Origin of the sequence: Streptomyces sp. NBC_00273 (genome assembly GCF_036178145.1) — a bacterium.
In the GTDB taxonomy this organism is placed as follows: domain Bacteria; phylum Actinomycetota; class Actinomycetes; order Streptomycetales; family Streptomycetaceae; genus Streptomyces.
On the sequence record NZ_CP108067.1, the window covers coordinates 5,191,792 to 5,203,307 of the forward strand.

General features: G+C 69.8%; 14 protein-coding genes. 6 read left to right on the top strand and 8 right to left on the bottom strand.

Going from position 1 to position 11,516, the window contains the following annotated elements; all coding sequences use genetic code 11:
- Positions 1-7: 7 nt before the first annotated feature.
- Both OG386_RS22775 and OG386_RS22780 read right to left on the bottom strand, forming a co-directional pair.
- On the bottom strand, positions 8-469 hold the full coding sequence (locus tag OG386_RS22775) for a GNAT family N-acetyltransferase (RefSeq protein WP_328789667.1): 462 nt from the start codon (positions 467-469) through the stop codon (positions 8-10).
- A gap of 14 nt (positions 470-483) precedes the next feature.
- Positions 484-1,377 (bottom strand): GNAT family N-acetyltransferase, encoded by an 894-nt coding sequence (locus OG386_RS22780; protein ID WP_328789668.1) that lies wholly within the window; start codon positions 1,375-1,377, stop codon positions 484-486.
- Between the two features lie 155 nt (positions 1,378-1,532).
- Here OG386_RS22780 and OG386_RS22785 point away from each other — a divergent pair, with 155 nt between their 5' ends.
- Positions 1,533-2,183: an HAD family hydrolase gene (locus OG386_RS22785; protein ID WP_328789669.1), complete on the top strand. Its 651-nt coding sequence runs from the start codon at positions 1,533-1,535 to the stop codon at positions 2,181-2,183.
- 142 nt (positions 2,184-2,325) lie between these two features.
- Positions 2,326-3,513 carry a globin domain-containing protein gene (locus OG386_RS22790; protein ID WP_328789670.1) on the top strand — a complete coding sequence of 396 codons (1,188 nt, stop codon included), beginning with the start codon at positions 2,326-2,328 and terminating at the stop codon, positions 3,511-3,513.
- Positions 3,514-3,546: 33 nt separating this feature from the next.
- On the opposite strand, the gene OG386_RS22795 is transcribed toward OG386_RS22790, so the two are convergent.
- The 5 genes from OG386_RS22795 to OG386_RS22815 form a co-directional block, all read right to left on the bottom strand.
- Positions 3,547-4,026, bottom strand: coding sequence for an NUDIX hydrolase (locus OG386_RS22795; RefSeq protein WP_328789671.1), 480 nt, complete (start codon positions 4,024-4,026; stop codon positions 3,547-3,549).
- Positions 4,027-4,087: 61 nt separating this feature from the next.
- Positions 4,088-4,993 (bottom strand): LysR family transcriptional regulator, encoded by a 906-nt coding sequence (locus tag OG386_RS22800; RefSeq protein WP_328789672.1) that lies wholly within the window; start codon positions 4,991-4,993, stop codon positions 4,088-4,090.
- A gap of 357 nt (positions 4,994-5,350) precedes the next feature.
- Positions 5,351-6,505: a cystathionine gamma-lyase gene (locus tag OG386_RS22805; RefSeq protein WP_328789673.1), complete on the bottom strand. Its 1,155-nt coding sequence runs from the start codon at positions 6,503-6,505 to the stop codon at positions 5,351-5,353.
- Positions 6,502-6,993: a low molecular weight protein-tyrosine-phosphatase gene (locus OG386_RS22810; RefSeq protein ID WP_328789674.1), complete on the bottom strand. Its 492-nt coding sequence runs from the start codon at positions 6,991-6,993 to the stop codon at positions 6,502-6,504. Before OG386_RS22810 ends, OG386_RS22805 begins: the two co-directional genes overlap by 4 nt.
- An 11-nt stretch (positions 6,994-7,004) precedes the next feature.
- Positions 7,005-7,385, bottom strand: a complete 381-nt coding sequence (locus OG386_RS22815) for a phage holin family protein (protein WP_327384372.1) — start codon at positions 7,383-7,385, stop codon at positions 7,005-7,007.
- Positions 7,386-7,474: 89 nt separating this feature from the next.
- On the opposite strand from OG386_RS22815, the gene OG386_RS22820 reads away from it, so the two are divergent.
- The 4 genes from OG386_RS22820 to OG386_RS22835 all read left to right on the top strand — a co-directional run bounded on the left by OG386_RS22820 (position 7,475) and on the right by OG386_RS22835 (position 9,768).
- Entirely contained in the window at positions 7,475-7,792 is a 318-nt protein-coding gene (locus tag OG386_RS22820) for a cupin domain-containing protein (RefSeq protein ID WP_301369093.1), read from the top strand.
- A 155-nt stretch (positions 7,793-7,947) separates the two neighbouring features.
- The gene (locus OG386_RS22825) at positions 7,948-8,175 is read left to right on the top strand and encodes a DUF5326 family protein (protein WP_328789675.1); all 228 of its coding nucleotides are present in this window, start codon (positions 7,948-7,950) and stop codon (positions 8,173-8,175) included.
- 299 nt (positions 8,176-8,474) lie between these two features.
- Positions 8,475-9,221: an IclR family transcriptional regulator gene (locus OG386_RS22830; protein ID WP_328789676.1), complete on the top strand. Its 747-nt coding sequence runs from the start codon at positions 8,475-8,477 to the stop codon at positions 9,219-9,221.
- 97 nt (positions 9,222-9,318) lie between these two features.
- Positions 9,319-9,768 (top strand): SsgA family sporulation/cell division regulator, encoded by a 450-nt coding sequence (locus tag OG386_RS22835; RefSeq protein ID WP_328789677.1) that lies wholly within the window; start codon positions 9,319-9,321, stop codon positions 9,766-9,768.
- Positions 9,769-9,912: 144 nt separating this feature from the next.
- Here the strand turns inward: OG386_RS22835 and OG386_RS22840 are convergent, their stop codons facing one another.
- Positions 9,913-11,436 (bottom strand): YibE/F family protein, encoded by a 1,524-nt coding sequence (locus tag OG386_RS22840; RefSeq protein ID WP_443053187.1) that lies wholly within the window; start codon positions 11,434-11,436, stop codon positions 9,913-9,915.
- Between the last annotated feature and the right edge of the window lie 80 nt (positions 11,437-11,516).

Consider the following 11,516-nt stretch of genomic DNA (forward strand, 5'->3'; position numbering starts at 1 on the left):
CGTCCGGTCAGAGCTGGAGCTTGAACCCGACGTGCGAGGCGGTGAACCCGAGCCGTTCGTAGAAGCGGTGGGCATCGGTCCGGGTCACGTCCGAAGTCAGCTGCACCAGCGTGCAGTTCTCGGCACGGGACTTCTCGACGGCCCATTCGACGAACCGGGTGCCCAGGCCGCCGCCGCGCTCGTCGGCGTGTACGCGGACGCCCTCGATGATGGAACGGGTGGCCCCCTTGCGGGAGAGCCCCGGGACGATCGTCAGTTGGAGGGTGCCCACGACACGGTCGGCGCGGACGGCGACGACCAGGTGTTGGTTCGGGTCGCCGGTGATGCGTTTCAGGGCTGCGAGGTACGGGGTGAGGTCGTCCGGGGACTCGCGGGTGGCGCCGAGCGGGTCGTCGGCCAGCATGGCGACGATGGCGGGCACATCGGCCTCGGTGGCCGGACGGATCGTCAGCTCGGGGGTGTCGGTCATGATGCGTTCTCCTCTCAGCCCGCGGCCACGGTGAGCGGCGCCCACCGGCGGGTCCAGTCTCCGGGCAGGCCGGGGATGTCCCGGGTCATGACGGCGTTGAAGGCCACGGAGGCCAGGCCCCGGTCCTTGAGCCAGGCGAGGAGTTCCTCGTGCCGTACGTCGACATCGGTGCGCAGCGCCCGGTCGGTGCCGATCGCGAGTGCGGTGACCAGTGACTGGGCGGTTGCGGTGTCGTGGGCGATCAGCGGGCCGATGACGTGGGTGTTCATGTTGGGCCAGGCTGCCGCGTAACCGGTGAGTGCGCCGTCTCCGGAGCGGTCCTCGGCGACGACCAGCCGGTCGGCGAAGGCGGGCAGCCGGGTGATCATGTGCGTGCGGTCGGTGCCGAAGACCTCGGCGTCCAGACGCAGGATGCGGGGGAGGTCCTCGGCGGTCGCCGGCCGCACCCGGGAGGTGCCGTACGTGCCGGGGGCGCCCTCGTGCCGGAAGGCGCCCGTCAGCATCTCGGTGCGGCCGATGGTCTCGAAGCCCAGTTCTTCGTAGAGGGGGCGCCCGGAGGGAGTGGCGTGCAGGGTGAGGGGGACGCCCTTGAGTACGTCGTCGCAGACGTGGGTCATCAGACCGCGGCCCAGGCCCATGCGGGCGAAGCGATCGGCCACGAGAACCATCCCGATCGCGGCGAGCTCCGGTCCGGCATGGGTGTCGCCGTAACGGGTGACGACGCAGGCGGCCGCGAGTCCCCGGCCGTCCGGGGCGTCGACGCCGTAGCCGTTTCCGGCGGCGAGGAGCAGACGCCACTTGTGTTCCTCGCGGAGCCATCCGCGATCTTCGGACAGGTCGGCGCAACGGTGGAGATCGTCCACGGTCAGCGCCCGGATCGGTAGATCGGTGAGGTGTGGTGGTGTCACCTGGCCCAGACTGGATCATGGACTGGGGGCCGTCCAGAGGATTTGGGGTCGAATGTTTCACGTGAAACACCTGGTACCCCCGCACGGTCGGCCGAACGGTGTTTCACGTGAAACACGGTGTTTCACGTGAAACGGACCGACTAGCCTCGTTGGCTATGACCCTCCTGCACCTCTTCGACCTCGACGGAACGCTGATGTACGGCTCGGCGGCGCCGGTCGAGATCTCCCGCCAGCTGGGGCTGAGCGCCGAGATCGCCGAGCTGGAACGGGCCTTCGGCGCGCAGAAGATGGGTCCGCACCAGTTCTCCGTGGCCGCCCACGCCCTCTGGGCCGATCTGACGCCCGCGCACGTCCGGGCGGCGTTCGACGGGGCTCCCTGGCTCGCGGGGATCCGGGACGTGTGGCAGGAGATCAGGGAACGCGGGGACTACTGCGCGGTGATTTCCCTGTCGCCGTCGTTCTTCGTGGAGCTGCTATTGGAGTGGGGTGCGCATGCCGCGCACGGCTCGGTCTTCCCGGAGGTGCCGTTCACCCGTCCCGTGGAGGAGTCCGGGATCCTGACGCCCGAGGGCAAGGTCATGGTGGCGGACCGGCTCTGCGCACAGTTCGGTGTGAGCCGGGCCGACTGCGTTGCCTATGGGGATTCGGTGACCGACGCGATGCTCTTCGAGGCGGTGCCGGTCTCGGTGGCGGTGAATGCGAGGCCCTATCTCGCCGAGCGGGCGACCCATGTCTACGAGGGCCGGGATCTTCGGGAGGCATACCAGCTCGTGGGGCTGACGCGCCCGGGAGTTGACGCATCTTAGGAGGAAAGTGGGTTCGAAACGCGGAATTTCTGCATTTCCCCGCAGGCCTCAGAGCCGGCTGGCACGCTGTGAGACCCGGAACCACGGATTCACAGGCCGTGGCGTGTGCAGACCGACCGAGATGCTCGAAGCGAGGCACCGCATGGACGCTCCGCCCACCAGATCGGACAGACGCGAATCGGCCCGGATATCCGGCGAGGACGGTGCGATCGAGCCCTCACCGGATGCCGTACTCATCCGCCGGACCCTCGCGGAGATCGCCCCCGTCGCCGACAAGGTGACCTCGTACTTCTACGCTCTGGTGTTCACCGGGCACCCGGAAGTGCGCGGCATGTTCCCCGCCGCCATGGACATACAGCGGGACCGGCTCCTGAAGGCACTGCTGACCGCAGCCGAGCACATCGACAATCCCGCCGTCCTCGTCCCCTATCTGCGCCGACTGGGCACCGGGCACCGCAAGTACGGCACGATGGCCGGTCATTACCCGGCGGTCGGCGAGGCCCTCGTCGGCGCACTGGCCCGGTACGCGCGGGACAGTTGGGGACCCGAGACGCAGGCCGCCTGGGTGCGGGCGTACACCGCGATCTCCCAGATCATGATCGACGCGGCGGCGGAGGAAGAGGCTAAGGCCCCCGCGTGGTGGCACGCCGAGGTGGTCTCCCACGATCTGCGCACCCCCGACATCGCGGTACTGACCGTCCGCCCCGACCAGCCCTACGCCTTCCTCGCCGGCCAGTACGCGAGCCTGGAGACCCCGTGGTGGCCGCGGGTGTGGCGGCACTACTCCTTCGCCTCGGCGCCGCGCGCCGACGGGCTGCTGTCCTTCCACGTCAAGGCCGTCCCCGCGGGCTGGGTCTCCAATGCGCTGGTGCGCCACGCCCGTCCGGGAGACGTACTGCGACTGGGACCGCCGGCCGGGTCGATGGTGGTGGACCACACCACGGACAACGGCATGCTGTGCCTGGGCGGGGGCACCGGGATCGCTCCGATCAAGGCGCTGATCGAGGACGTGGCCGAACACGGCGAGCGACGGCCGGTGGAGGTGTTCTTCGGGGCCCGCAGTGACAGCGACCTTTACGACAAGGACACGCTGCTGGGGCTCCAGCGCTCGCACCCGTGGCTGTCGGTGCGCCCGGTGGTCGGCGACGGGCTGGCCGGACAGTTGCCGCACGCGGTGGGGGAACACGGGCCGTGGAGCTCGTACGACGCGTTCATCTCCGGCCCGCCCGCGATGATCCGCAACGGCGTGGACGAGCTCCTGCGGATAGGCATCCCCTGCGAGCGGATCCGGCACGACGCCGTGGAGGAGCTGGCCGGCATCGCCGATTGAGACCGGAGGCAGCCCACCGGTCTCAGCCCGGCGTCAGCCCAGGTCGGGAGCGTGCATGGCGCGGACACCCTCGATGTTGCCGTCGAGATAGTGCCGCAGGGACAGCGGGACGAGATGGACGGCGGCGATGCCCACCCGGCTGAAGGGCACGCGGACGATCTCGTACTCGCCCTCGGGCTCGTCTACCTCGGGGCCGTGCCGGAGGTTCGGGTCCATCGATTCGAGGCGGCAGACGAAGAAGTGCTGCACCTTCACACCGGTCACCCCCCTGTCGGCGATGTGCTCGACGGTGTCGACGAAGCAGGGCACCACATCGGTGATCTTCGCGCCGAGCTCTTCGTGGACCTCCCGGTGGAGGGCGTCGACGACGGTGGGGTCCGAGGACTCCACTCCCCCGCCGGGGGTGAGCCAGTACGGGTCGACGCCGGGCCGGGTGCGTTTGATGAGGATCAGGTCGTCACCGTCGAGCAGGATCGCGCGGGCGGTGCGTTTGACCACGGGACGTTCGGTCATGGGAGAAGAGTGGCCCGCCACTCCGCTTCTGAAACGCGCCACGGGCCGGAAAAGAGCGGGCTCACCAGTGCACTGCGGCATCCAGCAGCCGGTCGTGCGCCCGAGCGAGGTGGGCGAGGGCCAGGCTCCCGGTGCGTACGACCAGGAACCAGGTGCGCAGCGGCGGCACGGCGGGCTCCGCCAGCGCCACGATCCGACCGCTGTCGAGGGCGTCCTGACACAGGTAGCGGGGCAGGACGGCGAGCCCGGCGCCGGCCCGGACGCACTCCAGTACGGCCCGCAGGTCGGGTACGACCACGGTGGCGGACAGGGACCTGGCATCGGGCAGGGTGTCGAAAACGGCGGCCCAGTAGCGGGTGACGAGCGGCAGGCTCTCGTGGACCTCGACCAGCGGGATGCCGTCCAGTGCGGCGGAGCCCTCTTCGCACAGCCGGTCCGTGTCGACGAGGGCGGCCCAGTAGGGCGCGGCGACCAGGACGTGCTCCTCGTCGCACAGCGCGGTGGCGGTGAAGAGCCCGCCCCGGGGATGGGCGGTGGTGACGACGAGGTCGTGGTGGCCGGCGGCGAGTCCGTCGAGGGTGGCCTCGGCATCGGTCTGCGGGGCGGCGCGCAGGGTGTGGCCCTGACCGACGAGGACGGCGAGCGCGGGAAGCACGCGCAGGCACAGGAACTCGGGAGGTCCGGCGACGTGGAGGGTGCGCAATGCGCCGGCGGCCTCCCGTTCGGCCTCGGTGATCCGCAGCAGGGCGTCGAGGTGCGGGGCGGCCTTGTGGGCCAGCTCGTCGCCGACGGCGGTGGGGGTGACGCCACGGGCCCGGCGGTGGAAGAGCGGGCGTCCCAGCTGACGCTCCAAGGTGCGGATCTGCGAGGTCACGGCGGGCTGGGACAGTCCGAGGAGGGTGGCTGCGCGCGTGAAGGAGCCGGCCCGGTGGACGGCGACGAAGGTGCGCAGCAGGGTCAGGTCCATCGCTGCACCTCTCGGTGGGGGCCTTCAACTATAAATATGCAGATAGCTCCCTGTCGTTACCGTGATTGGACTCTGACGCAGAGTCAACTAGCCTTGTCGCGTGGTTCTTCGCGCGCAGAACCCGGGGCGGTCCGAGCCACCAGGGGGGAGGCTCGGACCGCTTCACACGGCGACGGCCGTCCCCGGTTCAGCCCTAGGCCCTGTCGTCAAAGTCCCGTCGGGCCCGCGACGCCCGGCACCACACCTCGCTGCGTTGTCGGGGCACCCGAGTACGTCCAGTACACGGGCGCCCCTCCGCCTTGCGATGCACGGCACCGGACGCCGCGGGCTCGGCCGACGCCACTTTGACGACAGGACCTAGGCGCCCGCGTGGTCGAGGGCGCGCAGCACGTCCGCGACCAGGTCCTCGGTGTCCTCTGCGCCGGCGGAGAAGCGGATGAAGCCTTCCGGCACGGCGTCGCCGCCCCAGCGTCCGCGCCGCTCGGCGGTGGACCGTACCCCGCCGAAACTCGTGGCGTCCTCGACCAGGTCCAGGGCGGCCATGAACCGCTCCGCGTGCGCGCGGTCGGGCAGGGTGAAGGAGACCACCGACCCGAAGCCCCGCATCTGCCGGGCGGCCGTCTTGTGGGAGCGGTCCGTGGGAAGCCCCGGGTAGCGCAGTCCGCTCACGTCCGTCCGGTGCCTCAGTGCCTCGGCGACGGCCAGTGCGTTGGCCCACTGCCGGTGCGCGCGCAGCTGGATCGTGGCGAGGGAGCGGTGGGCGAGCCAGGCTTCCATGGGCCCGGGAATCGCGCCGACGATCTTGCGCCACCGCCGGACGCGGGCGGCGAGCTCCGGATCGCGGCAGACGACGTACCCGAGCAGTACGTCGCCGTGGCCGGTGAGGCCCTTGGTACCGCTCGCCACCGAGAAGTCCGCCCCCAGCTCCAGGGGTCGCTGCCCGAGCGGGGTGGCCAGGGTGTTGTCGACGGCGACCAGGGTCCGGCCGGCGTGCGCCGCGTCCACGAGGCGGCGTACGTCGCACACGTCGAGCCCGGGGTTGGAAGGGGTCTCGATCCACAGCAGCCGGGCCCCGTCGAGGGCCGTGAGCTGGGCGTCGTCGCCGGTCGGAGCGGTGCGCACGTGGATCCCGTACGCCTCCAGCTGCTCGCGCAGCAGGGGCAGGGCCTGGTAGCCGTCGTCGGGCAGGACCACGGTGTCGCCGGTGTGCGCCTGGGAGAGGAGGACGGCGGAGACCGCAGCCATGCCGGAGGCGAAGACGATGGTGTGCACGTCCTCGCCGGGGGCCTCCAGTTCCCCGATCGCCCGTTCCAGCAGCGTCCAGGTGGGGTTGGTGTCGCGCCCGTAGGCGTACGGGCCTTCGACGTCACCGGGGAGGTGGAAATGGGCGGCGAAGACCGGTCCGGGCAGGGGCGGTTCGTTCTTGACGGCCTCGGGCAGTCCGGCCCGGACGGCTCGGGTGCCGTCGCCGAGCGCGGCCGCTCCGGCTTCCTGCGGGGCGTATTCGTTCACGCGGTGTGCTCCTTCACGGCGGCGCGTACGGCGTCCAGCAGGCCGGGGCTCGCGGCCTCGACCAGCTCCAGGCACTCCTCGAACCCGTCGAGCGGCCCGTAGTAAGGATCCGGTACGTCGGTCTCCGCGGCCGGTGCCGCCGGGTCGTAGGACCGCAGCAGCCGCACCTTGGCGGCGTCCTGCGCAGTGGGTGCGAGTGCCCGGAGGTCCCGTAGGTGCCCGGCGTCGAGCGCGATGACGAGGTCCAGGCGGGCGAACCAGGAGGAGCGGAACTGGCGGGCCCGGTGGTCCTGCTCGTAGCCGGCCGCCTCGAGGACGGCGATGGTGCGCGGATCGGCACCGTCCCCCTCGTGCCAGCCGCCGGTGCCGGCGCTGTCCACCTCGACCAGGGTCTCGAGGCCGTCGGCCGCCACGTGGGCACGGAAGACCGACTCGGCCATGGGGGAGCGGCATATGTTGCCCGTGCAGACGAAGCAGACGCGGTACATGGCAGGCCCGTTCAGTTCTTGTCGGGCAGGACCATGTTCATGGCCCAGGAGACGATGGAGATGATCAGGCCGCCGAGCAGAGCGGTCCAGAAGCCGTCGACGTGGAAGCTGAGGTCGAGCTGCGAGGCCAGCCACGAGGTCAGCAGCAGCATCAAGGCGTTCACGACGAGTGTGAACAGGCCGAGGGTGAGGATGAACAGCGGCAGCGAGAGCAGCTTCACCAATGGCTTGACGAGCAAGTTGACCAGGCCGAAGACCAGCGCGACCAGGATCAGGGTGAGCGCCCGTCGGCCCGTGCTGCTGCCGTCGTCGAGGGTGATGCCGGAAAGCAGCCAGATGGCGACGGCCAGGGCCGCCGCATTGGCGAGCGTCTTGACTACGAAATTCGTCATGTGTCTGATCGTGGCAGAGAAGATCCCGGTGGAACATCCGCAGATCAGCGGATGCAAGGGAACGATCGAGTACAAGGGGCACAACGAGGATGAAAGCCTTCCGGCTTGACGAGCTCGAAGCGGAGCGGGCCGCGAACGACGGCGCCTATCTGCAGTTCCTGCGCGAGCGGAACATGTCGGTCGGGCTGTACGCGCTCGATGCCGGACAGATCGATCCGCAGCTGCCGCACCGCCAGGACGAGGTGTACTTCGTCGTCAGCGGCCGGGCCTCGATCACCGTCGGGGAGGAGACGACGACCGTGGCGCGCGGCAGCGTCGTCTACGTCCCGGCGGGTGTTGCGCACAAGTTCCACCACATCACCGAGGACCTGAGGGTGATGGTGGTGTTCTCCCCGCCGGAGGGCTGAGCGGCCCGCTCGGATGAGGGTCGCGGCCCTGATCCCCCTAAGGGGCGGATCAGGGGACTCCGAGGGCTCGCGGGCCCCGATACGAGGCCTTGGACTCCTAGCATCGAGAGCAGGAAGTAGCGGACGAAGCCACGGACGAAGAAGAGGTCGATGACATGGACGGCATCCGAGAGATATTCGCAGGCATGCCCTGGTGGGTTAAGTGGGTCGCGGTTCCGCTGCTGGCCATCTTCGTCTTCGGTGGTGTGATCACCAGCATCCTGGGCGCGCTGATCGGGTTCGTCTTCAAGCTGCTCCTCTTCGTCGGCCTCGTCGGCGGACTGATCTTCGTCGTGAAGAAGTTCAGCGGCGGCGGCTCGAAGGCCTCCTCCGGCAAGTGGTAGCCAGGAGCAGCGGTCCGGGCGGATCCGGGATTGAGCCAGGCGAGGGAACCTGACGCGCTGAACGGCTCACATCCCCGGAATCGGTGGATAGAGTGGCAATCTATGCCGTTCCCTGGGCACCGAAAGCCGGTACCGCCGCTCCGACCTGCCGCCCTGACCTGCGGCGACGCAAACGAGCCGCCCCAGTACGACCCCCAGGATCCACGGCACGCGCGGGGGCGGCCCCCGCAGGGCGGGCCTCCCCAAAGGCCCGCTGCCACGCCTGGGGGTGAGCTTTGTCTCCGGTTCACAACGCCGGTGTGCCGACTCTGATCGGTTCGGTGCAGCGCGCGCTGAGGCTGCTCGAAGCGGCGGGTTCCCATAGCGGGGGAGCCCCGGCAAAACAGCTGGCCCGCGAGGCCGGGCTCCCGCTTCCCACCGCGTACCACCTGCTGCGCACACTGACGCACGAGGGCTATCTGCGCAGGGTGCGCGGCGTGTTCGTGCTGGGGGAGGCCGCGGAGCGGCTCGCCCGTGGGGGACTCCAGCAGAAACGTCGCGGCATGATCCTCGACTCGCTCGCGTACTTCCGCGACACGGTCGGGGCCCCGGTCTACTTCGCGGTCTACCGCGAGGGCGAGATCGAGGTCGTGGGCGTCTCGGACACTCCGGCCAGCCCGGCCTGCGAGGAGTGGGCCGACTTCCGTGAGACCGGCCATGCGCACGCCATCGGGCAGTGCCTGCTCGGGCAACTCGACGAGAAGACGCGCAAGGACTACTACGACCGTCATCCGGTCGAGGCCATCACCCCCTATACCGTCCGCGATCTCCGGTCCCTGGAAAACCGGATCGGGGCGCTGGGGCGAATGCAGCCGGTGGTCGAACGTCAGGAATATGCCCTCGGCACGATCTGTGCCGCCATCCCGCTTACGGCCGGCGATACGGTCGCGACGATGGCCATTTCTCTACCCGTCCACCAAGAAGAACGATTGCTCTATGTAGTCAATCGGCTACGGAGTGAAGTAGGCGCGCTGTTGAGCACCCTCTCGTTCTCTATCAGTATCTGAAAACTCACTCCTTGTGATCTGCTACCGCTTCCACCACTCTTGTCAAGTGGGTCCTGGGGGATCATTCCTGGCCACTTCAACTACAGCGGGGTAGTCAATGCGCGAGTCGGTACAGGCAGAGGTCATGATGAGCTTCCTCGTTTCCGAGGAGCTCTCGTTCCGGATTCCGGTGGAACTCCGGTACGACGCACGCGACCCCTACGCGGTCCGCCTGACCTTCCACCTCCCCGGAGACGCGCCCGTGACCTGGGCGTTCGGCCGGGAGCTCCTCCTCGACGGCATCAACAAGCCGTGCGGTGACGGCGACGTGCACATCGCCCCCACCCACCCGGAGGACCTGTCCGACGTTCACATCCGCCTTCAGGTCGGCGGTGACCGGGCCCTGTTCCGCGCCAGCGCGGCGCCGCTCGTCGCGTTCCTCGACCGCACCGACCGGATCGTTCCGCTCGGACAGGAGCGCAATCTGGGCGACTTCGAGGAGAACCTCGACGAGGCCCTCGACAAGATCCTCACCGAATCGCAGCAGAACGAACAGAACGCCGGCTGACCGTCCGACCGGCCGTCGGTCCGGCCGACCAGCCGCCCGACCGGCCGTTGGTCCGGCCGACCAGCCGCCCGACCGGCCGTTGGTCCGGCCGGCCGGCCGACCGGCCGCCGGTCGGGCCGAACGACCTGCCGGCGCCTCGGCCGATCAGCGCTTGCGCCGCCGACCCCGGCCGCGGACCGGCCCCGCGGCCGGGGCGCCCGCCGGGGATCCCGGTCGGTCGGCAGAAACCACCAGCGCGGCCAGTGCCGTTGTCACGGGGACCGAGGCCACCAGACCGATCGAGCCCACCAGGGTCCGTACGATCTCCTCCGCCACCAGCTCGCTGTTGGCCACCGAACCCATGCTGCTGTTCGCGATCGAGAACAGTAGGAGCAGCGGCAGTGCGGCACCCGCGTAGGCCAGCACCAGAGTGTTGACCACCGACGCGATGTGGTCGCGACCGATCCTGATGGCCGCCCGGTAGAGCGCTCGCGGCCCCATCGAGGGGTCCGCGTGGTGCAGCTCCCACACCGCCGACGTCTGGGTGACCGTCACGTCGTCGAGCACGCCCAGCGATCCGATGATCACGCCTGCGAGCAGCAAACCGCTCATGTCGATGTCCGGGTACAGCCCGTGGATCAGCCCGGTGTTGTCGTCGGTGTTGCCGCTGAGGAACGCCCAGTCGATGAAACCCGAGCCGAGCAGCCCGATCAGCAGCAGCGACACCAGGGTGCCGAGGACGGCCACCGAGGTACGGGCGGTCAGCCCGTGGCACATGTAGAGCGCGATCAGCATGATGGCGCTCGCCCCGACCACCGCGACGACCAGCGGATTCGAACCCTGCAGGATGGCCGGGAGGATGAAGAGGGTCAGTACGCCGAAGCTGACCACCAGAGCGACCAGCGCGAACAGCCCGCGCATCCGCCCGACGACGACGACCGCGACGGCGAAGATGCCGGCCAGCAGCGCCATCGGGAGCTTGCGGTTCACGTCGATCACCGAGTACTGCAGGTCACGGGGGGCGTCCGGTGCGTACGCCACCACCACCTCCTGGCCGTCCTCCAACTGCCGCGGCGCGCCCGGCTGGACGACCTCCACGAAGGTGCGGCCCTTGTCCGGGCCGCTGGTGACCTCGACGGTGGCCTTCTTGCACTCACCGGTCGGCGCGGCCTGACCCCCACTGCCCCCGGGGGCGGCGGGGGTACCGGTCGTCGGTACCTGCGCGGCGTTCACGGATTTGCAGTCGACCTGTTCGATCGATACGACCACGCCCTGCTGGGTCTGCCGGTCGAACCCCACCCCCGTGCGCTCGTGGCCGGGGGCGCCGCCCGGCCAGAGCACCACCATGCCGACGAAGACGGCCACGGCGAAGGGGATCAGTACGGCGGCGATGACCTTGCGCAGGTGCTTCGAGACGGGGGCCGCCGGGCCGTGGCCATGACTGTGGCCGTGGCCGTGGCCGTGGGACGGACCCGGGGGGTGACCGTCCGAGCCGCCGTCCGAGACGCCCCTCGAGCCACCGTCGAAGTGGCTGTCGGAGGGTCTGTCGGAGTGCCCGCCGGGGTGCCCGTCGGACGGTCCGGGGCCCGCATGCGCGTGGCCGTTGTGGCCATGGGGCTCTGTGTGCTCGATGGGGGGCTGCGGCGAGGGCGTCACCAGCAGATCATCGCAAGAGATGAGGGGGCCCACTGTTCAGCACGCCATGGATGACGCTAGCGTGGGGGCACCTTTGCACAACGCGGGAGCTCGGAGCACCGGGCTGAGAGGAC

Bases quoted from the DNA above. Each gene is read 5' to 3' on its own strand.
- OG386_RS22820 (WP_301369093.1), top strand. From the start codon at position 7,475: ATGAAAGCCTTCCGGCTTGACGAGCTCGAAGCGGAGCGGGCCGCGAAC.
- OG386_RS22790 (WP_328789670.1), top strand. From the start codon at position 2,326: ATGGACGCTCCGCCCACCAGATCGGACAGACGCGAATCGGCCCGGATA.
- OG386_RS22775 (WP_328789667.1), bottom strand. From the start codon at position 469: ATGACCGACACCCCCGAGCTGACGATCCGTCCGGCCACCGAGGCCGAT.
- OG386_RS22825 (WP_328789675.1), top strand. From the start codon at position 7,948: ATGGACGGCATCCGAGAGATATTCGCAGGCATGCCCTGGTGGGTTAAG.
- OG386_RS22815 (WP_327384372.1), bottom strand. From the start codon at position 7,385: ATGACGAATTTCGTAGTCAAGACGCTCGCCAATGCGGCGGCCCTGGCC.
- OG386_RS22810 (WP_328789674.1), bottom strand. From the start codon at position 6,993: ATGTACCGCGTCTGCTTCGTCTGCACGGGCAACATATGCCGCTCCCCC.
- OG386_RS22800 (WP_328789672.1), bottom strand. From the start codon at position 4,993: ATGGACCTGACCCTGCTGCGCACCTTCGTCGCCGTCCACCGGGCCGGC.
- OG386_RS22785 (WP_328789669.1), top strand. From the start codon at position 1,533: ATGACCCTCCTGCACCTCTTCGACCTCGACGGAACGCTGATGTACGGC.
- OG386_RS22795 (WP_328789671.1), bottom strand. From the start codon at position 4,026: ATGACCGAACGTCCCGTGGTCAAACGCACCGCCCGCGCGATCCTGCTC.
- OG386_RS22835 (WP_328789677.1), top strand. From the start codon at position 9,319: ATGCGCGAGTCGGTACAGGCAGAGGTCATGATGAGCTTCCTCGTTTCC.